This is a genomic window from Alienimonas chondri (genome assembly GCF_013036045.1).
Taxonomy (GTDB): Bacteria; Planctomycetota; Planctomycetia; order Planctomycetales; family Planctomycetaceae; genus Alienimonas; species Alienimonas chondri.
In genome coordinates, this window is the sequence record NZ_WTPX01000077.1 from 1 (window position 1) to 22829 (window position 22829).

Annotated in this window: 21 protein-coding genes and 1 tRNA gene; 14 read left to right on the forward strand and 8 right to left on the reverse strand. The window is 68.5% G+C overall.

Annotated elements, in window-relative coordinates:
- Nucleotides 1–302: 302 nt before the first annotated feature.
- From LzC2_RS12480 to LzC2_RS12500, 5 genes are all read left to right on the forward strand, one after another.
- Nucleotides 303–539: a helix-turn-helix domain-containing protein gene (locus LzC2_RS12480; protein WP_171187423.1), complete on the forward strand. Its 237-nt coding sequence runs from the start codon at nt 303–305 to the stop codon at nt 537–539.
- A gap of 64 nt (nt 540–603) precedes the next feature.
- On the forward strand, nt 604–1767 hold the full coding sequence (locus LzC2_RS12485; protein WP_171187425.1) for a tyrosine-type recombinase/integrase: 1164 nt from the start codon (nt 604–606) through the stop codon (nt 1765–1767).
- 321 nt (nt 1768–2088) lie between these two features.
- Nucleotides 2089–2598, forward strand: coding sequence for a hypothetical protein (locus LzC2_RS12490; RefSeq protein WP_171187427.1), 510 nt, complete (start codon nt 2089–2091; stop codon nt 2596–2598).
- A 677-nt stretch (nt 2599–3275) separates the two neighbouring features.
- Nucleotides 3276–3506, forward strand: a complete 231-nt coding sequence (locus tag LzC2_RS23060) for a helix-turn-helix transcriptional regulator (RefSeq protein ID WP_171187429.1) — start codon at nt 3276–3278, stop codon at nt 3504–3506.
- A gap of 53 nt (nt 3507–3559) precedes the next feature.
- Nucleotides 3560–4882 (forward strand): tyrosine-type recombinase/integrase, encoded by a 1323-nt coding sequence (locus LzC2_RS12500; protein WP_171187430.1) that lies wholly within the window; start codon nt 3560–3562, stop codon nt 4880–4882.
- Here the strand turns inward: LzC2_RS12500 and LzC2_RS12505 are convergent.
- The 5 genes from LzC2_RS12505 to serC all read right to left on the reverse strand — a co-directional run bounded on the left by LzC2_RS12505 (nt 4851) and on the right by serC (nt 8191).
- Nucleotides 4851–4922: transfer RNA gene (locus LzC2_RS12505), tRNA-Asn, on the reverse strand. The two genes, LzC2_RS12500 and LzC2_RS12505, sit on opposite strands and share 32 nt — an antisense overlap.
- A gap of 123 nt (nt 4923–5045) precedes the next feature.
- Nucleotides 5046–5474 (reverse strand): ATP-binding protein, encoded by a 429-nt coding sequence (locus LzC2_RS12510; protein ID WP_171187432.1) that lies wholly within the window; start codon nt 5472–5474, stop codon nt 5046–5048.
- Nucleotides 5475–5563: 89 nt separating this feature from the next.
- Nucleotides 5564–5917 carry an STAS domain-containing protein gene (locus LzC2_RS12515; protein ID WP_171187434.1) on the reverse strand — a complete coding sequence of 118 codons (354 nt, stop codon included), beginning with the start codon at nt 5915–5917 and terminating at the stop codon, nt 5564–5566.
- A 157-nt stretch (nt 5918–6074) separates the two neighbouring features.
- Nucleotides 6075–7022 (reverse strand): hypothetical protein, encoded by a 948-nt coding sequence (locus tag LzC2_RS12520; protein WP_171187437.1) that lies wholly within the window; start codon nt 7020–7022, stop codon nt 6075–6077.
- Nucleotides 7023–7093: 71 nt separating this feature from the next.
- Complete coding sequence (serC, locus tag LzC2_RS12525; RefSeq protein ID WP_171187439.1) at nt 7094–8191, reverse strand: 3-phosphoserine/phosphohydroxythreonine transaminase; 1098 nt, start codon at nt 8189–8191, stop codon at nt 7094–7096.
- A gap of 169 nt (nt 8192–8360) precedes the next feature.
- On the opposite strand from serC, the gene mutS reads away from it, so the two are divergent.
- Nucleotides 8361–10934 (forward strand): DNA mismatch repair protein MutS, encoded by a 2574-nt coding sequence (gene mutS, locus LzC2_RS12530; RefSeq protein WP_349771135.1) that lies wholly within the window; start codon nt 8361–8363, stop codon nt 10932–10934.
- Nucleotides 10935–11012: 78 nt separating this feature from the next.
- Here mutS and LzC2_RS12535 read toward each other — a convergent pair whose 3' ends face one another.
- Nucleotides 11013–11996, reverse strand: a complete 984-nt coding sequence (locus tag LzC2_RS12535; protein WP_171187443.1) for a dihydrodipicolinate synthase family protein — start codon at nt 11994–11996, stop codon at nt 11013–11015.
- A gap of 74 nt (nt 11997–12070) precedes the next feature.
- On the opposite strand from LzC2_RS12535, the gene LzC2_RS12540 reads away from it, so the two are divergent.
- Nucleotides 12071–14167 (forward strand): ATP-dependent helicase, encoded by a 2097-nt coding sequence (locus LzC2_RS12540; RefSeq protein ID WP_171187445.1) that lies wholly within the window; start codon nt 12071–12073, stop codon nt 14165–14167.
- A gap of 67 nt (nt 14168–14234) precedes the next feature.
- The gene (locus tag LzC2_RS12545; RefSeq protein WP_171187446.1) at nt 14235–15614 is read left to right on the forward strand and encodes a hypothetical protein; all 1380 of its coding nucleotides are present in this window, start codon (nt 14235–14237) and stop codon (nt 15612–15614) included.
- A 69-nt stretch (nt 15615–15683) separates the two neighbouring features.
- On the opposite strand, the gene LzC2_RS12550 is transcribed toward LzC2_RS12545, so the two are convergent.
- Nucleotides 15684–17084: a GspE/PulE family protein gene (locus LzC2_RS12550; protein WP_315854651.1), complete on the reverse strand. Its 1401-nt coding sequence runs from the start codon at nt 17082–17084 to the stop codon at nt 15684–15686.
- Nucleotides 17085–17211: 127 nt separating this feature from the next.
- The gene (locus LzC2_RS12555) at nt 17212–18234 is read right to left on the reverse strand and encodes an STAS domain-containing protein (protein ID WP_171187448.1); all 1023 of its coding nucleotides are present in this window, start codon (nt 18232–18234) and stop codon (nt 17212–17214) included.
- A 468-nt stretch (nt 18235–18702) separates the two neighbouring features.
- Between LzC2_RS12555 and LzC2_RS12560 the strand changes: the two genes are divergently transcribed.
- The 6 genes from LzC2_RS12560 to LzC2_RS12580 form a co-directional block, all read left to right on the forward strand.
- On the forward strand, nt 18703–19356 hold the full coding sequence (locus LzC2_RS12560; protein WP_171187450.1) for a hypothetical protein: 654 nt from the start codon (nt 18703–18705) through the stop codon (nt 19354–19356).
- 99 nt (nt 19357–19455) lie between these two features.
- A complete protein-coding gene (locus LzC2_RS12565; protein ID WP_171187453.1) occupies nt 19456–20304 on the forward strand; it encodes a hypothetical protein in 849 nt (282 codons plus the stop codon).
- Nucleotides 20285–20419 (forward strand): hypothetical protein, encoded by a 135-nt coding sequence (locus tag LzC2_RS22600; protein ID WP_261345249.1) that lies wholly within the window; start codon nt 20285–20287, stop codon nt 20417–20419. Before LzC2_RS12565 ends, LzC2_RS22600 begins: the two co-directional genes overlap by 20 nt.
- A gap of 184 nt (nt 20420–20603) precedes the next feature.
- Nucleotides 20604–21665 (forward strand): rod shape-determining protein, encoded by a 1062-nt coding sequence (locus LzC2_RS12570; RefSeq protein WP_171187454.1) that lies wholly within the window; start codon nt 20604–20606, stop codon nt 21663–21665.
- A complete protein-coding gene (locus LzC2_RS12575) occupies nt 21635–22534 on the forward strand; it encodes a rod shape-determining protein MreC (protein WP_206678687.1) in 900 nt (299 codons plus the stop codon). Before LzC2_RS12570 ends, LzC2_RS12575 begins: the two co-directional genes overlap by 31 nt.
- A partial coding sequence (locus LzC2_RS12580; protein WP_171187458.1) for a hypothetical protein occupies nt 22531–22829 on the forward strand: 299 nt, incomplete at its 3' end. The genes LzC2_RS12575 and LzC2_RS12580, both read left to right, overlap by 4 nt.

The following is a 22829-nucleotide window of genomic DNA, read 5'->3' on the forward strand; positions in this document are numbered from 1 at the left end:
GGACGCGTTCACCCGTCCACCACAGGGCTGCCTATTCGAGCCGACAAAGCATCGGAGGCACATGTGGTGGACGGAGTCGAACCCAACCAAGCCCGTCCTGCCCTACAAGCCGTCTGCGTCCGTCACGACGCGCTCAGCGCGTCCGGTCGGTCGATCCGGCCGGGGCGTCGCGTCTGAGATCGAGCCGTCTGAGGACGGCCGTGGAGCCGAGACTGCCGCGGCGAAGCCGCGGGGTGGTCGGTGTCTCCCCTACTTCACTCCCTCGCGCCGGGTTCGCCTCGCGCTATTCTGGCATTCGTCCGATGATTCACTCCGCTACCGCCGACGCCCCGCCCCGCATGCTTCTCTCCGCCGCCGACGCTCGCAAGGCGTTGGGGCTGAGCGAACGCACGCTTCGGAACCTGACCGTCCCCCACGGCCCGATCCCCGCCGTCCGAGTCGGTCGGTTGGTGAAGTATCGCCCCGAGGCGTTGGCCGCGTGGGCTGACTCCGCCGAACAGCAACCCGGCGAAGAGGAACCCGCCCCGGTCGCCGCCTGAGTTGAGCCTCGCCGCCCCGGCGAGCGTTGAGACCCCGCCCCCGCCCTACCACGTCCCGCACAACATGGCTTCCGTTTCCGTTCTTCCTTCCAAGGCCACTCGCGTGCGGTTCGTCGGACCGGACCGGACACGCCGGTCGGTGATCTTGGGGAAGATCAGCAAGCGGTCCGCGACCGACCTCGCCGGACTGATCGATCGACTCAACGCCGCCAACATCGCCGGCACCGTCCCGTCCGACGAAGACGCCCGCCGGGTGGCGGCGCTCCCCGAGGTGATGCACGGGCGGTTCGCGGCGGCGGGGCTGATCGCTCCGCGGAGAGCCGCAAAGCCCGCCACGCTGGGACCGTTCGTCGCGGACTACGTCGACCGGCACCCCGGAAAACATCTGACGGTCTACCACCTTCGCAACACGGGCGGGTTGTTGGTGGAGTATTTCGGGGCGGAGCGTCCGCTGCGTTCGATCACCCGGGGCGACGCCGACCGGTTCGCCGCATGGCTGGCCACGTCGGGCCGCAACGGGAACCGCAAACCGGCGACGGTCGGGCGCTATCTGGGACGGGCGAAGCAGTTCTTCCACGCCGCCGAACGGGATGAACTGATCGACGCCGGGCGAAACCCGTTCAAGGATCAGAAGACCGCCACGAAGGCGGACAAGAGCCGACAGCGGTTCATCACGCCGGAAGAGGCCCGCCGCGTGCTCGCCGCCTGCCCGGACGCGGAGTGGCGTCTGATCTTCGCCCTCGCCCGGTACGGCGGTCTCCGCGTGCCGTCGGAACTGGCCCCGCTGACGTGGGACGACATCCATTGGCCCGACCCGTCGGCCGCCGATCCGAAGGATCAGGCGGGGTGGATGTTCGTTCGCTCGCCGAAAACGGAGCACCACGAAGACAAGGAGTCGCGGGTGGTGCCGCTGTTCGGCGATCTGCTGCCGTACTTGGAAGAGGCGTACCACGTCGCCCGGCCGGGGACGGTGGCGGTGGTCCCCCGAGCCGCCCCCCGCAACGGTCGGAAGGCCAATCTAGGAACGCAGATGAACCGGATCATCGAACGGGCGGGGCTGGTCCCGTGGCCGAAGACGTTCACGAACCTCCGAGCGAGCCGGGCGACGGAGATCGCCCGCGACTTCCCCGCCCATCTGGAAAGCGAATGGATCGGCCACGACGCGAAGACCGCCCGGGAGCACTACCTACAGGTGACGGGCGCCGACTTCGCCACGGCGGCCGGCTGAACGTGGCGCCGGATTCGTGGCCACGACGTGTCCATCCTGAGCCGGCGCCTAGCGGCATCGAGGGGCAGACGGTCGGGAAGCCGTCCAAGAAAAGTAGGCCCGTGCCGGTCGCCGCCCCCGACTCGCCGGACCGTGCCGGCACTAATAGCTCCCCGGGTAGGGGACGAACCGGAACGCTTAGATGCCTGCGGGCGTAGGATAACCCGCCGACGTAAGAAGCGACGCGACGCAGATTCCGACGCAACCGCCGCCGATCCCGGGCCTCGACTCTCCCCGGAACTCGCTCGGATCGTCAACGCCTGGCCGACCCTCCCCGATCCCGTGCGGGCCGGCATGCTGGCGATGGTCGCCGCCGCCCAACCTCCCGAGCCGGTCGAACTCCTGCCCCCGATCGACCCGCGGGAACAGGACCGCAACGCCATCGAAGGGGGCCGGATCAGCCGGAAAGCCCGGACCATCGTCGGCCCCGAGGGACCGCGACAACGACACCTCGTTCATCTCGCCGGGATGGCGTTCCCGGGCAGCATCGGTGCGACCATCGTCCGCCTGCCGGACGGTCGACGGCTCCGGCTGGTCGAATGGATCGGTCCCGGGAACCACAAGCCCCATGTGCGGGCCGTGGCGCTGATCCCGCCCGATGACGGTCCGCGGTGGACGATCGCGAACGAACACCCGCACTGCCGCACCGTCACCATCTGCCCGCACCTGCCGCCGGGGCTGCTGGCCGGCTCCACGGTTCCCGACCCGGACACGCCCGCGGGGAACGCCGCTCTCGCCGATCTGCTGGCCGACAGCCTCGCCGCCCTGCCGGCCCAAGGGGGCGACCGATGACGTACGCCCACGATCGCCAACACGCGGGAGGGTGCCCGCACAGAGAGCCACGTTCCTTCCGTCATGGTGACTGGGTAGCTCCCCCGCCGTCGCCCCGTCGCGTTGGCCCTCACCCCCTGCGGGACGACGCGACGGGGCGGCGGTGGGGGAGCGGCACCCCCCGCTGTTGCTCCCGAGCGAGGAACCCGCCGCCGTCTTCCCGACCAGCGACGCCGACGCCTCGGGCCGGTCCCCGCCCGCCGACCCGCTCCCGATCGCACTGGACACCCGCACTCCTCCCGACCGATATGCCCGGTGGAGAGGGAAAAAAGCGGCCAATCTTCCACTATTTCACCAAACGCGGCGATATGCCGCACCCATGAACTCCGCTCCGTCACCCCAGTCGTTCGCCAACCGGACGAGTCGAAGCCGATATCCCCACCGGGATCTCGTTGGAAACTCTATGCAGGAAGCCCGAAACAAGACGAACCGCCGGCGCTGGGCCGTGAGCGGAGCGGCGATGCGGAGCGAACGGACCGGAGACGGCGGTCCGTCTGGAACGTGCTCCGGTATCACGTTACCACAGAATCTCCATGGGACTATAAATCAGGCCGACAAGCCCTCCGATGTGGGCTGGCAGGGGCATCAGGGGTCTGGCATAGAGGGATCGGCCCTTCCAGAACTGACAGGAGCAACCCATGTCCGACCCGCTCGCTCTCGATCTTGTTCCCTCCCGAGTGCTGCTGACGCCGGACGAAGCTGCCCGGGCGCTCGCACTCTCCGCTCGTACGCTCAGGCGTCGAACTGATGCGGGGGACATCCCCGGGGCCGTCAAGATTGGCCGGTCGATCCGGTATCGCCTCGCGGATTTGCATGCATTCGTGAACGGGCTGCCGGCCCCCCATGGCGCGAATACTGTTCCTCGGTAAGTATTTTCGAGAGGACCAAATCCAATCACAGGGAATCTCCGAACGTCGCCCAAATGGCCAGCGTCAGCACCGACCCTCACGGCACCCGCCGCGTCCAGTTCACCGGCCCCGACGGCAAGCGCCGCACGGTCCGACTCGGCAAGCTCTCGAAACGGGGAGCGGAAGAGATCGCCGGACTCGTCGAACGCCTCACCGCCGCGGCCCTCGCCGGACACGCCCCGCCGGATGCCGACTCCCGCCGGATTGCGGGCCTGCCGGACGCCACGCACGCCAAGCTCGCCGCCGTGGGCCTTGTGACGGCTCGGGCCTCGAACGACCTTGGCGAGTTCCTCGCGGCCTACCTGCGGACCCGTGAGACAGACGGCACGAAACCGGGGACCATCGACCATCTCCGCCGCTCGGCGAACGACCTGCTCGGCTACTTCGGGACGGACCGCCGCCTACGCGACCTCACACGCGGCGACGCCGACGATTTCCGCCGTCACCTCTCCGGCCGCCTGGGCGAAAACACCGTCCGCCGACGCATCGGGAGAGCCAAGCAGTTCATGACCGCCGCGCTGCGGAAGGAACTGATCGAGCGGAACCCCTTCGAGGGCCAAGCCTGCCAAGTCCGCGGGAACCCCGATCGGGCGTACTACCTGACCACCGGCGACGCCCTCCGGGTCTTGGACGCCTGCCCCGAAACGCAATGGCGGCTGATCTTCTCCCTCGCTCGCTGGGGCGGTTTGCGATGCCCCTCCGAACTGGTCCCGCTGACGTGGGACGACGTCGATTGGGAGCGGAACCGGCTGACCGTCACCAGTCCGAAGACGGCCCATCACGAGGGCGGGGGAAGCCGCACGATCCCCCTGTTCCCCGAACTGCGGCCCCACCTGGAAGCCGCCCGCGAGGAGGCCGACCCGCGAGTCCCGCACATCGTCACCCGCTGCCGAGACTCCCGGGTCAACCTCCGCCAGCAGTTCCAGCGGATCGTGAAACAATCCGGCGTGAAGCCTTGGCCCAAGCTGTTCCAGAACCTGCGAGCCACCCGCCAGACCGAACTGGCCGGCAAGTTCCCGGTTCACGTCGTCTGTGAGTGGTTCGGAAACTCCGGCCCCGTCGCCGCCGAGCATTACTTGCAGGTCACCGACGCCGACTACGATCGGGCGTCAGCCGGTTCCGGGGACGCCTCGTATTTCCCCGGCAAATCCGACGCAGAATCCGACGCAGCGCCGACGCAAAATCCGACGTTGCCAGCGTCGGACAAATCGGGACAGGAGCGGACAGAAACTCCGCAGACCCTACAGGGACAGGAGATTTGGCCGGCCCAGTCCGCCGCCGGCCGCTCCAGTCCAACGAAAATAGCTCCCCGGGTAGGACTCGAACCTACAACCTAGCGGTTAACAGCCGCTCGCTCTGCCATTGAGCTACCGGGGATCGTGGTCGCCGCAGCGCCGTCGAAACGACGCGAACTGCGGCGGGGCGGAACGGTAGGAGTTCCGCACACGTTTCGCAAGGGACGACACCGACGATCCGTGACAGGTTCGCCCGCTTCGACGATCAATCGACGGTTCGGACTTTCAGCAACGTCACTTCGCGTCCTTCGTCCGCGTAGCGGACTTCCGTCATGAACGACCGCATCAACATGATGCCGCGGCCGCATGGCCGGTCGAGATTCTCCTCCGCGGTGGGGTCCGGGACGTCGCCGGGATCGAACCCCTCGCCTTGATCGCGAATCACGACTTCGGCCCGATCGTCGTTCAGATCGCAGGCCACGCGAACCACTTTGACGTCCGAGCGCCGGTTCCCGTGCTTGATGGCGTTGACCAACGCTTCCTCCAACGCCAGCCGCATGCCGAACAGATCCCGCTCCGTATATCCCAGCCGTTCGAGCGAGGAGAGGATGCGATTCTGGGCGACCATGCCGGCCTCCGTGTCGCTGGGGATCGTGAGCGCAAACTTTTCTGCTACGCCGGCTGCGTCCGCCATCGATTCGTCACCGTATGTACCGGGAACGAGGTCCCGACCCCTCGGCGCTGAACAGCCGCCGGGGTCCGGATCTCAAAACGCGGCGAGACTCAGAAGCCCTCGAGGGCTTGCTCCTGATCGTCGCGAATGTCGAATAATTTGTTGAGCTTCGTAATGGCGAAGACTTCATAGATTTCGGGTCGCACGCTGCACAACTTGAGCTTGCCCCCCGCCGCCTTCACCTTCTTGTCCATGGTGATGAGCTTGCCCAACGCGGCGCTGGACAGGTACTCGACGTTCTCGAAATCCAACAGGATTTTCTTCCGCCCGTCGTCATCGACCAAACTGAACAACTGGTCGCCGATGTGTTGAATGTTCGTCTCGTCGAGGATCTTCTTATCGACGAATCGAGCGACGGTCACGTCACCGATCTCCTCGACATTGATACGGCGGTGGTCGGCCATCGGGACTCTCGACTAGCGGGGCGGGGCACGAATCTTGCGGCCCGCGGGAGAGCCGGTCAAGCGATCCCGCGACTTGGCCGGCCCGGAGGATCATCACCCGAGGCGGTTGTGACGATGGGGGCTTCCCGGTCGGCTTCCTCGGCGGTTCGCCGACCGGTCAGTCGCGAGTCGAGGGAGGGAGCCGGGCCGGTTCGTCATGAAACGGCACTCGATCGGGACGAACGGCCAATTCCTCGAGGTTCAAGCCGCCCTTCTGCTCCGCCTCCAGGAACCGCAGGCGGGCCTCCAGCTTGTGAAGTTGGGCCTGCACCGCCGGGGGGATGTCCGACACGCGTTCTTTGCGGGGCGGTCGGGGCACCTCGGGGTAGCCCAACTGACGCTGGAGCGCGGCGAACAGGTAGAGCGGATCTTTACCCCGATTCGCCCAGGCGATGCGGCCCTCCGCCTCGCCGAACAGGAGGTCGAACGGCACCGTCGCCTCCCGATCGCCGTCGGCTCGGCGTTTCAATTCCAAGAACCAACCGCTGCGGCGGTAGAGCAGTTCGGCGAAGTCGACCTCGCCGATCACCCGTCGCAAAGTCTTGATCCAGGCAGACCAGGCCTCGTCGTAGAACGGGTCGGCGGCGACGGCGGTCAAGCCGTCCGCGTAGCCCAGCCGACTGCGGGCCAGCGTTTCAAATTGGTACAGAAACAGACCGCGTCGGGAGGGAGCGTCGTCCACTTCGCGGGCGTCGGAGATCACCGGGCGATCGCCGGTCATGTACCCGGCGAGGCGTTCGAGGATCAGGAACGCCATCGTGCTGTCGAACTTCGTGCGGTCCTCCTCCCCCTTCCCCACCACGTAAGCCTGGAACGGGGTGAAGTAGAAGCCCAGCCGCTCCATCGCGGGACTCATCCGTCCGGATTGGCGGAGCTCGTCCGTCAGCAGATCGATCGCAATCGGCAGGCGGGTCGTGGCCAGCAGTTCCTGGCGGATCTGGTTCAGCGCCTCCTGCGTCGGGACGCCCTCCGCCAGGCGGGCGCGGAGCGTGCGGAAGAAGTGCCGCTGCTCGACATATTCTTCCCGCGGCAAAGGGGCTTCGCGGGGGAGCGGGGTCTCCGTCATCGCGGCAGTCTACCGAGCGGGCGCCCCATCGGGGGCGCGCCGCCTATCCGCGACGGCGAAGCGGGGAGCGCTCAGGAGCGACTCGCTTCAAACTCCTCCATCGCCTCGATCAGCTTGTCGACGCCGGCCGGGGGGAAGGCGTTGTAGAGGCTGGCCCGCATGCCGCCGACGCTGCGGTGCCCCTTCAGGGTCTTCAGGCCGCGCTCGTCGGCGAACTTGATGAAGGCGGCGTCGGTCTCGTCGTTGCCGGTGACGAAGCACACGTTCATCAGGCTGCGGCCGTTCCCCTTGGCGACGGTCGGTTTGAACAGGTCGGAGCCGTCTAGGTAGTCGTAGAGCTTCGTGGCCTTCGTCTCGTTGCGGTCGGCGACGGCGGTCAGGCCGCCCTCCTTCTCAATCCAATCGAGCACCAACATCAGCACGTAGATGCCGAACGTCGGGGGGGTGTTGTAGAGGCTCTTCCCCTCGACGTAGGTCTTGTAGTCCAGCATGGCCGGCACCTCGCGGCATTTCCGTTCCAGCAGATCGTCACGCATCACGACGAGCGTCACGCCGCTGGGGCCGAGGTTCTTCTGGGCGCCGGCGTACAGCAGGCCGTACTTCGAGATATCCAACGGCCGGGAGAGAATGTCGCTGCTGGCGTCGCAGACCAGCGGGGCGTCGCCGGGGGGCGTCGGCTCCGTGGGGAACTGCGTGCCGAAGATCGTGTTGTTACTGGTGAAGTGAACGTAGGCCGGATCGTCGCTGTAGGTCGTCTCCGCCGGGGTGGGGATGCGATCGAAGTTCGTCGCCTCGCTGCTGCACGCGGTATGCGGGTTGCCGTACAGCTTCGCTTCCTTGGCGGCTTTCTTGCTCCACGAGCCGGTCATCAGGTAATCGGCCGTCCCGCCGTCCGGCAGGAAGTTCATCGGGCACATGGCGAACTGCAGGCTCGCCCCGCCCTGCAGGAAGAGCACGGAATAGCCGTCGGGGACGTTCGCCAGCTTGCGGATGAGAGCCTCGGCCCGCTCGATGATCTCGACGAACGGCTTGCCGCGGTGGCTGTGCTCCATCACGCCGACGCCGGTGTCGCCGAGGCTCATCAGGTTGCGGCCGGCTTCCTCCAACACGCTTTCCGGCAGCACGGCCGGGCCGGCGGAGAAGTTGTAGTGACGGAGCGGCGCGGGCATCGGGACGGATTCTGACGGGTCGAACGGCTTGGCACGGCACTGTGCCGGTCCCTTCGCGAGAGGTCAACGACATGCCGTCCGATCCCGGTTCGCGCGGGTATCCTCAGGTTCGTCCTTCCTCCGCCCTCCCCCCTCGGCACGACGCGACCGCATGAGCGAACCCACCCCCATGATGGCCCGCTATCTGGAGGTGAAAGCCGAGCACCCCGGCACGCTGCTGCTGTTTCGCATGGGGGACTTCTACGAACTGTTCTACGAGGACGCCGAACTCGCCGCGAAGCGGCTGGGCATCACGCTGACCAGCCGGGACAAGTCGTCCAGCAACCCGGTTCCGATGGCGGGTTTCCCCCATCACGCCCTCCGGAACCATCTCTCCAAGCTGATCCGGGCGGGGCATCGTGTCGCCGTGTGCGAGCAGATGGAAGACCCGGCGACGGCGAAGGGGATGGTGCGACGGGAGGTCACGCAGGTCGTCACCCCCGGCACCCTGACGGACGACGATCTGCTCGACGCGAACCGCTCCAACTTCCTCGCCGCCCTGCACCGGCCCAAGGGACGAGGAAAAAAGGGCGGCCCCGTGGGCTTGGCGTGGCTGGACGTGAGCACCGGCCGCTTCGTCGCCGCGGACCTCGATCCGAACGACCTGCCGGACGAACTCGCCCGCATCGCCCCTTCGGAACTGCTGCTCGCGGAGGGAACCGAGGTTCCCGAAGCGGCGGAGCGCATCGGCTCGCTGCTCACCGAACGTCCCGCGTATGCCTTCGGAACTCACGCGGCGATCAAGCGGCTCACGGAGCACTTCGGCACCTCCACGCTGGCCGGGTTCGATCTGGACGACGCCGGCCCCGGCGTCGCCGCCGCGGCCGCCCTGCTGGAATACGCCGCGGACACCCAGAAGGCCGCCCTTCCCCATATCACCGGTCTCTCGCCATATCACTGCGACGACTGCCTACGGATCGACGAAGCGACCCGTCGCAGCCTCGAATTGACGCGCACGCTCCGCGACGGGTCCCGGGCCGGCTCGCTGTTGGACGTGCTCGACGACACGAAGTCCCCGATGGGCGCCCGCCGCTTGGCGGACTGGCTGGCGGAACCGCTGACGAACGCGGAGGCGATTACCGCCCGGCACGATGCGGTCGAAGACCTGCACGACAGCCCCGCGGATCGGCAGACGCTGCGGGAAGCGCTCGCCGGGGTGTACGACTTGGAACGGCTCGCCGGTCGGGTCGCCACGCGGCGGGCCTCGCCGCGTGATCTGGCCGGGCTGTGTCGGACGCTCGGTCTGCTCCCCAAGATCAAAGACCTACTGCACGCCCGCCATGCGGAGCGACTGACGGCCTTGAACGAGTCGCTCGATCCCTGCCCCGCGGTCCGCGAGGACGTCGCCGCGGCGCTGACCGACGATCCGCCCGTTCAAGTCACCGAGGGCAACCTCATCCGCTCCGGCTTCTCCCCCGAACTGGACGAGCTGCGGGCCCTGGCGAAAGGCGGCAAGGAATGGATCGCTTCGTACCGTGCCGAAGAGGCGGAGCGAACGGGCATCAGTTCACTCAAGGTCGGTTTCAACAAGGTGTTCGGGTACTACCTCGAAGTCACGACCACGCACAAAGACAAGGTGCCCGAGGACTACACCCGCAAGCAGACGCTTAAGGACCGCGAGCGGTACATCACCCCGGCCCTCAAGGAGTACGAGGACAAGGTGCTGCGGGCGGAGGAGCGGGCGGTCTCGCTGGAGCAGGAACTATTCACCGCCCTGCGGGAGCGAGTCGCGGAAGCGGTGCCGGCGCTGCAACGCTCCGCGGGGGCGCTGGCGGAACTGGACGTGCTGGCCTGCTTCGCCCACCTCGCGGCGACCCGGCGATACGTGCGGCCGGAATTGAGCGACGAACCGGTCCTGTCCATCACTGCCGGTCGGCATCCGGTGCTGGACGTGCTGCGGCCCGGCGGGGAGTTCGTGCCGAACGACACGACGCTCTCCCCCGAGGATCGCGTTCACCTCATCACCGGCCCCAACATGGCCGGCAAGAGCACCTATATCCGCCAGACGGCGTTGATCCTGGTGCTGGCCCAGTGCGGCAGCTTCGTGCCGGCGGACGCGGCGACGATCGGCCTCGCCGACCGCGTGTTCGCCCGGGTCGGCGCCGGCGACGACCTCGGCCGCGGGCAATCGACCTTCATGGTGGAGATGACGGAGACCGCCCGCATCCTCAACGCCGCGACGGAGCAGTCGTTGGTCATCCTCGACGAGATCGGCCGCGGAACCAGCACCTACGACGGGCTGTCGCTCGCCTGGGCCGTAACGGAGCACCTGCACGACGGCGTGCAAGCCCGCACGCTGTTCGCGACGCACTACCACGAACTGACGGGCCTCGACAAAGAGCTCGCCGGCCTGTCGAACCGGCACGTCGCGGTCGCTGAGCGGGACGGCACGATCGTGTTCCTGCACACGATCCGCACCGGCCCGGCGAGCCAGAGCTACGGCATCCACGTCGCCAAGCTGGCCGGCGTGCCCCGGCCGGTGCTGGAGCGGGCCGCGGAGGTGCTCCGCGGATTGGAGGAGGGCGCCGCCCCGACCACGAACGGGCATCGCAACGGCCGCAGCCGCGAGAAGCAGATCGCTCTGTTCCAAATGGAGCCGGAGCCGCACCCGGCGCTGGAGCGGTTGAAGGGTCTCGACCCGGATCACCTCACCCCGATGGAGGCTCTCCGAACCCTCGCCGAACTCCGCGCGAGCGCCCACTGAAGCAGGCGAGCGGGGGGCGTCAGCCCCTGAGCGTTCGCACTCGGTAAGACCTCAGGGGGCTGACGCCCCCCGCTCGCCTCAGCCCTCCTCGCAGCCCACGCAGCCTGCTTCATTCAGTACGCCCAGCCGTGCGGCGCACTCCCGCAGCACGGCGGCGTCCTCCGGCCGGCGTTGGCGGCTGTCCGGGTGGGTGAGGTCGGATTCGATCCACCCCCGCAGGTGCAGAAACTGGGCGGCGCTGTGTTTGTAGGCGGCGCTCGGCGAACGGAAGGCGTACCGCCCGAGGTACTGCAACTCGTCGTTCAGTTCGAAGAAGCCCGGCTCCCCCGCGGCCCACTTGCGGTCGCGGCGGGCGAACAGCTCAGGGGCGAACGTGCTCAGGCCCAGTAAGTAATCGCTGCCCCACATCACCATGTCGATCGCGAAGTCGTTGCCGGTCATCAGGCGGAAGTCCGGCCGCAGTTCGTCCCGCAGCTTGAGTCGTTCCCACTCCGGCTCCCGGCGAAAGCTGCTGTGTTTCGCCCCGACGCAAGCCTTGATGGCCAACAGCCCCTTGAAGGTCTCCAGCGAATAGACCTTGCCGAACTTGGCGAGGTCGGAGGTCAGTTCGAACGCGAGGAAATCGCCGATCCGCTCGCCGATCGCTTCGTACCGCGGAACGATCTCCGCGGGGCCACCGTGCGTCAGGCCGAAGGACTGGAACAGAATCGTTTCCCCGCCGCGGCTGGTGATTTGCTCCGCCGCAGCGGCGTAGGCGTCGAGGTTGAACGCCATGCCGGACGCGTCCGGGACGAACGTTCCGGCGATGAACGGCCCGCCGCCCAACACGCCGACCGTGCGATCGAGCACGTCGATCTGCTGCTCCGGCGTGAGCAGATTCACGTAGCCGGTGTCCATATTCACCGCGGGCGTGAGACCGGCCGCGGCGGTGCGTTCGAGGTGGGCGTCGAACGACTTCCAATCAATCTCCCCGTCGTACAGAAAGGGCAGAAGGATCGCGGAGGCGCCGCGGATCGTGCGATTCGGTTTGATCGGCGGGAGGGCGGAAAAGCCGAGCGACATGACGTGCCTAGGTGGGATCGGGGGCGGCAGGTTACCCGGTTGGCCGCCGCCGGCCGACCCGCGACACTCTCCCCATGTCGCGCCCCGAAGAAGCCGAGTCTGAACCGTCGGACCAGCCCTCCCCGGACGAGGGGATCCTCGCCGGACTCAACGCTCAACAGCGGACGGCGGCGGGCCACGGCGACGGGCCGCTGCTGATCGTCGCCGGCGCCGGGACCGGGAAGACGACGACCCTCGCCGCCCGCGTCGCCCATCTGATTCAAGAAGACGCCGACCCGGCCGGCATCCTGCTGCTGACGTTCACCCGACGGGCGGCCACCGAGATGCTGGAGCGCGTCGCCCGCCGCTTGCGGGGCGCGATGGGCGACGCCGGCGAGCGAGCCGCCCGGGAGGTGTGGGGCGGCACCTTCCACGGCGTCGCCGCCCGCGTGCTGCGGGTCTATCACGCGGCGCTCGGCCTGCCGCGGGACTTCTCGATCCTCGATCGCGGCGATACGGAAGACCTGCTCGACCTCTGCCGCGGCCGGCTCGAATTGCCCTCCGCTTCGGGCAAAGGGGCTGGCGCCCGGTTCCCAAAGAAAGCCGTCTGTGCTGCGGTACTGAGTCGCTCCGCGAACAGCGGGGAGACCGTCGCGGAGACGCTCGAAACCCGCTACCCGCACCTGATGCAGCACGAAGCGGCGTTGCGTCGGCTGTTCGACCTGTACGACGAAGCGAAGGGCGAGCAAAACCTACTCGACTTCGACGACCTGTTGCTGTTCTGGGAGGCTCTCGCCGCGGATCCGAAGGCCGGCCCCGCCCTGCGATCGCGGTTCCCGCGGGTGTTGGTGGACGAGTATCAGGACACGAACGTCTTGCAGGCTCGATTGCTCAAGAACCTCGCCCCCGACGGCCGCGGGCTGACGGCGGTCGGCGACGATGCCCAGGCGATCTACAGCTTTCGGGCCGCGACGATCCGCAACATCCTCGACTTCGGCGAGCACTATCCCGCAGCGACCGTCCTCCCCCTCGAAACGAACTACCGCAGCACCGCCGCAGTGCTGACAGTGGCGAACGCCGTCATCGCCGCCGCCGCAGAGCGACACGAGAAGACTCTCACTGCGACCCGCCAGATCGGCCCGAAACCGTTGGTCGTTCGCTGCCGTGACGAAGCGGAACAGGCCCGGTTCATCGCCGATCGGGTGCTCGAACTGCGGGAGAGCGGTCTTGAACTCGACAAGCAGGCCGCGCTGTTTCGCGCCTCTCATCACAGTCTCGCATTGGAGTTGGAACTGCAAAAGCGGGACGTGCCGTTCAAGAAGTTCGGCGGGCTGCGGTTCCTCGAAACGGCTCACGTCAAAGATCTGCTCGCGTTCCTGCGGCTGGCGGAGAACCCCCGCGACGAGATCAGCGCACTCCGTTGTCTGCTGCTGCTCCCCGGCATCGGTCGCGGTCGGGCGACGAAGGCCGTCGCGGCGCTGCGGGAGGCCGGCGGCGAGTTCTCCACATGGGCCGACTCCCCGGCGCCCTCCGGCGGGGCGAGCGAGTGGACGGCGTTCGTGTCGCTGATGCAGACGCTCGCCGCGAACCGCGACGATCTCTCCTCACAGATTCGACGCATCCGCAACCTGTATCGTCCCTTGATGGAGGCGACCTACGCCAACGCCGCGGAGCGGAACCGCGATCTCGAACAGATTGAATTGCTCGCCGGCCGGGGCCGGGACCGGGCGTCGTTCCTCGCCGATCTCACCCTCGACCCGCCCAGCAGCGCCGCGGCGACCGCCGGGCCGCATGAAGACGAGGAACGGCTGACGCTCTCCACGATGCACTCCGCGAAGGGGCTGGAGTTCGAGGCGGTGTATGTCCTGAACGCCTGCCAGGGCGGGATCCCCAGCGATCAGGCGGAGGACGACGCCGCGATCGAGGAGGAGCGTCGGCTGTTCTACGTCGCCGTCACTAGGGCGAGGACGCACCTGACGATCTGTCACCCGCTCACCCGACATCTCAAACCGCGGGGCCTGCGGGACGGATACGGGTTCGCGGAGCTGACGCCGTTCCTCACGCCCGCGGCGCTGGCCGGTTGCGAGGTGATGCCCGCCAGCGAGGACGCCGTCGATGCGGCTCCCCCGACGCCCGCCGCGACCGTCACCGCTGCCGACGTCCGCGCCGCGATCCGCGGCCGCCGCGGTTGACGGGAGCACGCGGGCCCGTCGAGCCGGTATCCTGCTCCCCCCGCCACGCTTCGCTCCCGGACCTGCCGTGCTCGCCCGACTCTCTTGCACCCGCTCCGCTCCCGGCCTGCTGGCCGCGGTGCTCGCCCTGTCGATCGGCGCGACGCCCGCCGCGGCTCAGACGCCCCGCACCGGCGACGGCGGGAACGCCGCGGCCGAGGGAGCCGTGGGGAAAGATTTGAATCAGTACCGCAGTCGCAGCGTGATTCTCACGACCGACCTCGACGAAGAGAAAGCCGAGGCGCTGCTGATCGAGTTGGAGACGATGCTGGATCTCGTCGGCAAGTTCTTCGGGGCGCCCCTCCGCAAGCCGATCCCGCTGCTGGTCTGGAAGGACACGGCGAAGTGGCAGGGCGTGCCGCTGCCGCCGGAAGCGCAGGCCAAGATGCGCGAGGGCGGCGGAATCACGCTCGGTCAGACGATGGGACTCACGAACGTGTACACGGGTCAGACCCGCCGGACGGACTCTATGGCGACGGCATACGCCTCCTCAAAGCGCGGCACCCCTCTGCACGAATCGGTGCACGCCTACTGCATGCTGACGTTCGGCGCTACCGGCCCCGTCTGGTTCGGCGAGGGGCTGGCGGAACTCGGCTCCTACTTCCGCAAAGGCGACATGAGCGTGCGGGTCTCCCGCGGCGTGATGCAGCACCTGCAAACGGCCGAGCGGCAAACGCTCCGGGAGATCCTCGACCCGAACGCCATCACCGGCGACAGCTGGGAGAACTACGCCTGGCGCTGGGCGTTGGCCCACGTGCTCGCCTACAACCCGAACTACCGGGATCGCTACCGGCCGCTGGGCGTGAGCCTGATGAACGACGGCCCGCTGACGTTCGAGTCCGTCTACGGCTCGATGGCTCCCGAAATCACCTTTGAATACAACTTCTTCCTCGACGTGCTCGAACAGGGCGTGCGGCCGGATCTGATCGCCTGGGACTGGAAGGGGCGATACCGCGCGATCCGCAAGGGACGCCGGGCGACCGCCCGCCTCCAGGCGGACGCCGGCTGGCAGCCGGGGGCGATCGAGGTGAAGGAAGGCACGGTCGTCGGCTACGAGGCCGACGGCGAATGGAGCGTCGGCCCGGACAAGCCCCGCCCGACGCATGTCACCGTGCTGGATGACGACTACGAACCGCCCGTCGAAGACGAGACCGCCGCCACCGAACCGCCCCCGCCGGTCTCCGCCGACGGCGGCGAGGACGGCCGCGGCAAACTGGTCGGGGCGATCTTCGATCCGGTCGAATACACCCTCAGCGACGAATTCGAGCTCGGCGCCAGCGGCGAGTTCACCGCCCCGTCCGCCGGCCAGTTGGTGCTGCGGGCGAAAGACAAATGGGGCCAGCTCGGCGACAACGAGGGTCGCATGACGGTGAAGCTGGTCGGCGTGAAGGACGCGCCCGAGGACTGAGCCTCACGCCGCCCGCGGCGGTTCGTCCCTCGATTGCCCCTCGCCGATCGGCGAGGGGCAGCCGCGCCGTCAGGCCACCCGCACGGTCGAGTCTTTCGGCGTGTTGGGCCGCCCGTCGCCGCCGGTCGCGGGACGATCGGGGTTCTCGCCGAACCCGCCGGCCGGCCGATCTCGTTTGCCGGTCGGATCGTCGGACAGCCCGGCCTGCAAGCGGACGAATTCTTCGACGGTCGTCTCGCCGGCCAACGCCTTCGCCCGGGCCTCGGCTTCGAGGCTGCTCATCCCGTTCGAGCGAGCGATGTCGCGGATCTCCCGCGTCGGGGCGCCGCGGAGAATCGCTTTGCGGACGTCGCCGTCGATCGGCATCACCTCATAGACGCCCGTCCGGCCGACGTAGCCGGTCTGGAAGTTTTCTTCGGCGGGGATGCCCCGCACTAACTTGGCCTCCGCGCGTTCCTCCATGCTTAGACCGAGCATTTCCGCGGTCGCGTCGTCGGGACTGTATTCCTCGCGGCTGCGCTCGCTGGCCCGGCGGAGCAGGCGCTGGGAGACGATGCAGTTGATGGAGTCCGCGATCACCGGCGCCGGCACGTCGAACTCCCGCAACACGTCGATCGCGCTGGCGGCGTCGTTGGCGTGCATCGTGGAGAGCACCAACACGCCCGTCAGGGCCGCCCGTCCGGCGATATGCGCGGTCTCCGCATCGCGGATTTCGCCGACCATCATCACATTCGGATCCTGCCGCAGACAGGCCCGCAGCGCCTGGGCGAACCCGAAGTCGGTGCGGTTGTCGACCTGAATCTGGTTCACCCCTTCGATCCGGCGCTCGACCGGGTCTTCGATCGTGACGAGGCTGCGGTGCGGTTCATTCAAGCCGTGCAGACCGGCGTACATCGTGGTCGTTTTGCCGCTGCCCACCGGGCCGACGGCGAGGATCATGCCGTACGGCCGATTCAGTTGGCGTTCGAGCAGATCCTGCTGCGCTTTGCGGATGCCCAATTCTTCCAGCCGGGAATAGTTCCCGCTTTCGGGCATCAACCGCAGCACGAGGCGTTCGCCGTGGATCGTCGGCCCGCTGCCGATCCGCACGTCCCGCTCGATCCCCCCGATGCTGTTGGAGATATGGCCGTCCTGAGCGTGCCGACGCTCCGTAATGTCCATCCCGCCCAGCAGTTTCACCCGGCTGATGACCTGGCTTTGGGAGTCCGACGGCAGCCGGAGGATGTCGTGCAGCAGCCCGTCGACGCGCACGCGGACCCGCAGATCGTTGCCGGTGGGGTCGAGGTGAATATCGGTCGCCTGCATCTGAAACGCCCGTTCCAGCAGCAGATCGACCAACGGACCGGGACCGACGACGTCCGCCAACTCCCGCAGCTCCGCCTGCAAGGCCCGCTGTTCGGACGGATTACGGCGGGGGCGTGCCGGCTCCGGCTGCTGCGGGGTCTCGTTGGACGGGGCGTCGGTGCTCACGAGTTCGATCCGGCGGAAGGGCGAAGAAGCGAAGGGGCGGAGAAGCGAAAGGGGCGAGGAGGACGACCGACCGATGCGAGCGCCCGGACGCTCCAGCCTAGCCGATCACCCGTCGGCCGTTCGACGGTCACTCCGCGAACCCGTCGTCGGCGAGACCGTCGTCAGCGAGGCCGTCGTCGGTGAGGCCGTCGTCGGTGAGGCCGTTGTCGATCAGTCCGTTGTCGATCAGTCCGTTGTCGATCAGTCCGTTGTCGATCAGTCCGTTGTCTCGGTCGGTCGATTCGACGGACGTGCCTGCACCCAAGCCGTCCGCAGTCGTCGCGGGGGCGGGGTTTCGGGGGGGCTTCGGAGCCGGCGCCGGACGGACGTCGAGATCGTCGCTGAGACTTGTCCCCCGGAGTTCGTCGCTGAGGTTCGCGGCATCGAGGTCGTCGGCTTCGTTCTGCGGATCGACCGCGGCGTCAGCCGGCTTCGGTTCCAGGACGAGCCCCGCCACCAGCAGGGCGACGCTGCACAGCAGCACGCCGACCCCGGTGAATCGCGGGACGCCGAGGTACCAGGCCAGCGACAGCGTTCCCAGCACGATCCCCGCGACCGCCCCGGAGAACAGCGCCGCCTTCAGGGCGACGGCGGGCAACAGATCCGGGTCCAGGAACATCAGGATCAACGCCGCGGCGCTCAGCAACACCGCGAGCACCCCGCAGATCGCCAGCCACCCGCCGCCGGAGGGAGCCGCGACCACCGGTCCGCCCCCCACGGTGGCGGGCCGCGCGGGCACCGCCTGGGCGCGGACGTCCAGGTGCTTCCGGGCTTTGGCCCGATCGGAGACGATCGTCCAGCGGTCGGACAGCCCCGCCAGCGTCAGCACTTCGCCCACCAACTCGTGACTGTTCACGACCGCGAACTTTCCGCCCTGCTGTTGGGCGGCTTTCCACAGTCGCACCACCAGCGCGACCATGCCGCTGCCCATGTGGGCCAACGGGGTCAGATCGACGATCACCTGCGGCTTATCGCGGTCCAGCACCCGGGCCTCGAGGCTGGATCCGATCTCTTCCACATCCGCCCAAGGCACTTCCGCCAGCTCCGGGAGCAACGTGATAATGAGCAGGTTGCCGTCCTGCTCGAACCGGCAGGCGCGCTCGGTGGACACGGGCGAGTCCTCACGGAGGGGATAAATTGGACGACGGATTGGATCGACGCGACGGACGGACCGTGAGGTTACCGAAACGCTCTGGAGACGACAGCGTTCCCGGAACCGCATCCCGACGCCCAGCCGTTATTTTCAATTCGCCGCCTCGCAAGACCGGCGAGACCGCCCGAGTTGAACCTCCGATCGAAACGAACGGAGGGGTTCTCCGGCGAACCGGCGGACGGGGCTCGGCGCGCCTCGACGGCGACGGGGGGCGATCAGGGTGAAGCGGCCGGCGGCAAGGACGGCCCGTCGGGGCGGTTGGCGCGGTCCTGTGGTCGATGACGAATGACGTTCACCGGCCGCCCCCGCAGAGCCGATCGCTATTTGACAGGCCCGTCAGCCCCCCCCACGATGTCGGTCTGAACACGTTGCTCACTGCGTCGGGTTCCCGACGTATCTCCCCCGCGCCCCGTACCGTATCCCCTCATGGCTCGACTCGGCAAACCGCTGGCGGTCGCCGCGTTCGTGCTCAGCGTGCTGTTCTGCGGCTTCGCGGCGGTCATCAGCGCCGGGGGAGAGAACTGGGGCGCCCGCGCCGCGAAGCTGAACGAATTCTCCATCTCCGCCGTCGGCGGAGGCGATCAACCGGTTCGGTACCAGGTCACCGACCGCATCACCACGGAGACGATCACCACCGCGGATTCTCTCGCCGCCGCGGTGGTCGCGGCTTACAAGGAACGGGGCAACCGCGCCCGGGCGGAGCGGACGGCCATCGAGGAGCGCGTCGAGCAGATGCGGTCGCAGGTTCCCGTCCGCACGACGTTGAACAAGGCGGATCGCACCGCGATGGACGCCCGCCTGCAATTTCAGCAGAACGAATACGAACGGCTCTCCAACGAACTGATCGCCGCCACCGCCGAGGGCGAGGAACTGGCTCGTCAGGCGGAGCAGATTCGCGCCGAAGCCGCGACCCGGGCGGAGGACGCACAGCGCCTCCTGTCCGAACTCGACGCCATTCGCGCCGACCTCTATCGCACGAACGAACAGATCGCCGCCCTGAAAGACCGCCTCGTGCGGCTGGAGGGCGCCCTGGCCCGTGCGGAACGTCGCCGCGAGCAACTGTCCGAGCGTCTCCAGTAGTCCGCACACAGCATTCAGCGACACTTGCGGTCCGTCCGCCCCGTCGCCCGTCATCGCCCCGTCCCTTCCTGTCCGTCCCCCACGCCGCAGCGCCCCGCCATGACCCTGTTCGGCAAGATCCTGATCGGGCTGATTCTCGCCCTCAGTCTGGTGTTCGCCTCGTTGTCGGCGGCGGTGTACTCCGCGCAGTTCAACTACCGCGAGGCGCTCGCAGACGCGAAAACCCAGCTGGAAGCGAAGCGCGTCGAGGCCGAGGACCTCGAGAAGCAACTGCGGACCGAGATCGGCGATCTGCAGGCCGAACTGGCGACCGCGACTGACGAGCGCGATCGTCAGACGAACTCCGCGACGACCCTCGCGGAGCAGAAGCGCCTGCTGGAAGCGGAACTCGCCTCCACGCGCACCGCCCTCGACGCCCAGACGGCCCTGGTCAAAATCGCCCAGGAAGATTCCGATGATCGCCGCGCCGAGGTGCTCGCCGGTCGTGAGCGGACCGCGGATCTGTCCGAGAAGTTCGTCGCCTCCGAAGGCGAGATCGCCGGCCTCGTCGATGAGTTGTTCAGCAAGACCGTCGCGAACACGCAGATGGCCCAGACGAACAACCGCCTGCTCGATCAGGTCGGCGCCCTGAAGCAACAGTTGCGGAGCTTGGGCATCGAGCCGAGCACCGACCCCTCGACGACGGAACCCGCGCCGGACGTCGACGGCAAGGTGCTGGCCGTCGAGGACCGCAACAGCGCCGGCACGAAGGTCGCCATCTCCCTCGGCAGCGACGACGGCCTGCGGGTCGGCGATGAGTTGGAGGTCATTCGCACCGGCAGCGAAGGCAAGTACATCGGGCGGATCCGCCTGACCGAAGTCGAGTACGACCTTGCCATCGGCAACGTCATCATGAAATCCCCCACTGCCACGATTAAGAAGGGCGACGATGTCAAGACCCGACTCTAGCCCCGAACCGGGCGTTTACGACGTGCTCCTGGCCTGTGCCGTGGGCGCGCTGACCTGCGGAATCATTTTTCTGGTTCTGCACCTCGGCTCCTACGGCTGGCAAGTCGCCCCGTAGCCGCAGAGAGAACGACCAAGCCGCTTCTAAGCCGGACGTCTCGCGTCCGGCTTAGTTCGTTGGGGGAGCGTCGAATCGACCGCGAAACCGCCCTTCGCGCCGCCCCCCGTCGGGAACGACAACCCACGGTTCGCACCCGAAGTAGTCTCCCCGTCACCGGTCGACCCGAACCCCTTTCCCTCCGATGTGGCGGCGGCTGACCCGCAGCGTCCGGCCGGATCTGGCCGTCGATCTCGGCAGCGCCCGCTGCCGGGTCGCGGTTGCGGGCGATCGGTCTCCGGTCCCGCGGCTGATCGATGAACCGACGGTGGTCGCCGTCGCCCGCGGCGGTCGCCGCGTGTTGGGACGAGGCGCCGCGGTGGGACGACTGGCCCATCAGATGTTGGGCCGCACCCCCGCCGGGGTCGACGCCGTGCGGCCGATCGTGGGCGGGGTCGTGGCGGACTTCGACCTCGCCGAAGCGCTGATGGCCGTGCTGATCGACAAGGCCCGCCGCGGTCGCCGCGGTCCGCGGAGCCGCGTCCTGCTGACGGTCGCCGACGGCCTCACGCCGGTCGAACGCCGTGCGGCGGTCGGCGTGTTGGAACGAGCCGGCGCCGGTTCGGTTCGATTGTTGGACTCCGCACGCGCCGCGGCGCTCGGCGCCGGATTGCCGGTCAGCGAACCGGTCGCCAGCTTGATCTGCACCGTGGGCGCCGCGACCTGCGAGGTCGCGGTGCTGAGCCTCGGCGATCGCATCGCCGGTCGCTCCGTCCGCACCGGCGGGGACGACTGGGCCGTCGCCGTGCGCGACCACCTCCGGGCCGTGCATGGGTTGAAGATCGGCGATGAAACGGCCGCCCGGGTGGTGCACGAAGTCGGTTCCGCCGCCCGCGTCGCCGATGAAGAAACCACTCAGGTCAGCGGATTGGACGTCGCCGGCCGCGTCCCCCGCACCGTCGCCGTCACCAGCGAGGAGATCCGCGACGCGCTCGCTGATCCGCTGGAGAAGATCGTCACCGCAATCGCTGAAGCGGTCGAAGATTGCGGCACGGAGTTGGTGGCCGATCTCGCCCGCGGCGGGCTGACGCTGTGCGGAGGCGGGGCGAATCTGCGGGGGCTGGATCGATGTCTCTCGGAACGGCTGAACCTCCCGGTTCGCGTCGCGTCGAACCCCGGCGCCGCCGCGGTGCGCGGCGCCGTGACCGTGCTGGAGAACCGCGACGTCTGGCGTCATTGGCTCGCCCCGGCCGCGAGGGCCGCGTGAACGAGTTCCGGGAGAACGCCCCCCGTCGCCGAGGTTGGTGGCCGACCGCCGCTGCGATCGCCTTCGGCGCCCTGCTGGCCGCCGCTCCGCCGAGCGTGGAGATCGCCGTTCGCACGGCACTGCACAACTTCGCTGGCCCGGCGCTCGCCCGGTTTCCGGCACCGACGCCGCTGGCGGCGGCGCCTGAATCGCCGGTCGCCGAACTCGCGCGGGAATTGGCCCGGGTGCGGACCGAACTCGCTGCGCAGTCCGCAAACGCCCCCCACGATCGGCTCGTGCAGCCGATCTGGCTCACCGCGGCGACGCTCGGCACGGCGGACCGTCGCGGCGCCGTCGCGGAGTTGCTGATCGCGCGATTCGGGAACGAACGCACGGCGAACGATGCGGCCGGGTTGGCGGGCGACCTCCCCGCGATCGACGCCGGCGCCGATCGACAGATTCACGAAGGCGATCTGGTCGTGCGGGAGGATGCGGTCGTCGGCCGGATCGCCGCCGCCGGTCGCTGGACCGCGACGGTCCGCCCGCTGACCGACCCGGACTTCCGCCTCGCCGTCACGGTTCCCGGCTCCGCCGGCGTCGCGACCGGCGTGCTGGCGGGGGTGGGCGGGGACGAACCGGTCCTGCTGCACGTTCCCACGTCACTGACGTTGGCCGTCGGCGCCGTCGTCTCCTGCGAGGCGGTGGAGACCGGCGGCGTCGCTCTCCCGGTCGGCGTGGTCTCGGCGGTCGAATCGGCGGAGGCGGACGGACGGCGGACGATCCGAGTGCGGCCGCTGGCGTCGCTCGACGCGACCGTGGGCGAAACGGTGCAGGTGGTTCGGGCCGGTCTGAACCGTCGGCGAATCGGCATCGAGGAGCACGCCGAATGAACGATTCCCCCCTGCCCCCGATGCGAGGCGCCGCGGCGACGGTCGCGGCGGCGTTCGCTCTGTTCCTGCTCTATTGCGGCGAACTGCGGTGGAGCGGCACGGCGGGCGCCTGGGCCCCGCCGGCGACGCTCGTCATCGGCCTTGCCCTGTCGGCGAGCCTCGCCCCGATCGGCGGGGCGGCGCTCGCCGTCTGGGCCGGCCTATTGCACGCCGCGGCGACGGCGGGTCCGCCGGGCCTGTCGGTCGCGGCGGCCGCGACGCTCGCGGCGTTCTTGCGCGGCGTGTCGGACGACGC

What these genes read in the sequence shown, in the direction of transcription:
- LzC2_RS12510 (WP_171187432.1), bottom strand. Translation starts at nt 5,474, where the DNA reads ATGGCGGACGCAGCCGGCGTAGCAGAAAAGTTTGCGCTCACGATCCCC.
- LzC2_RS12480 (WP_171187423.1), top strand. Translation starts at nt 303, where the DNA reads ATGATTCACTCCGCTACCGCCGACGCCCCGCCCCGCATGCTTCTCTCC.
- LzC2_RS12570 (WP_171187454.1), top strand. Translation starts at nt 20,604, where the DNA reads ATGTGGCGGCGGCTGACCCGCAGCGTCCGGCCGGATCTGGCCGTCGAT.
- LzC2_RS12565 (WP_171187453.1), top strand. Translation starts at nt 19,456, where the DNA reads ATGACCCTGTTCGGCAAGATCCTGATCGGGCTGATTCTCGCCCTCAGT.
- LzC2_RS23060 (WP_171187429.1), top strand. Translation starts at nt 3,276, where the DNA reads ATGTCCGACCCGCTCGCTCTCGATCTTGTTCCCTCCCGAGTGCTGCTG.
- LzC2_RS12540 (WP_171187445.1), top strand. Translation starts at nt 12,071, where the DNA reads ATGTCGCGCCCCGAAGAAGCCGAGTCTGAACCGTCGGACCAGCCCTCC.
- LzC2_RS12500 (WP_171187430.1), top strand. Translation starts at nt 3,560, where the DNA reads ATGGCCAGCGTCAGCACCGACCCTCACGGCACCCGCCGCGTCCAGTTC.
- mutS (WP_349771135.1), top strand. Translation starts at nt 8,361, where the DNA reads ATGATGGCCCGCTATCTGGAGGTGAAAGCCGAGCACCCCGGCACGCTG.
- LzC2_RS22600 (WP_261345249.1), top strand. Translation starts at nt 20,285, where the DNA reads ATGTCAAGACCCGACTCTAGCCCCGAACCGGGCGTTTACGACGTGCTC.
- serC (WP_171187439.1), bottom strand. Translation starts at nt 8,191, where the DNA reads ATGCCCGCGCCGCTCCGTCACTACAACTTCTCCGCCGGCCCGGCCGTG.
- LzC2_RS12520 (WP_171187437.1), bottom strand. Translation starts at nt 7,022, where the DNA reads ATGACGGAGACCCCGCTCCCCCGCGAAGCCCCTTTGCCGCGGGAAGAA.
- LzC2_RS12515 (WP_171187434.1), bottom strand. Translation starts at nt 5,917, where the DNA reads ATGGCCGACCACCGCCGTATCAATGTCGAGGAGATCGGTGACGTGACC.
- LzC2_RS12535 (WP_171187443.1), bottom strand. Translation starts at nt 11,996, where the DNA reads ATGTCGCTCGGCTTTTCCGCCCTCCCGCCGATCAAACCGAATCGCACG.
- LzC2_RS12485 (WP_171187425.1), top strand. Translation starts at nt 604, where the DNA reads ATGGCTTCCGTTTCCGTTCTTCCTTCCAAGGCCACTCGCGTGCGGTTC.
- LzC2_RS12560 (WP_171187450.1), top strand. Translation starts at nt 18,703, where the DNA reads ATGGCTCGACTCGGCAAACCGCTGGCGGTCGCCGCGTTCGTGCTCAGC.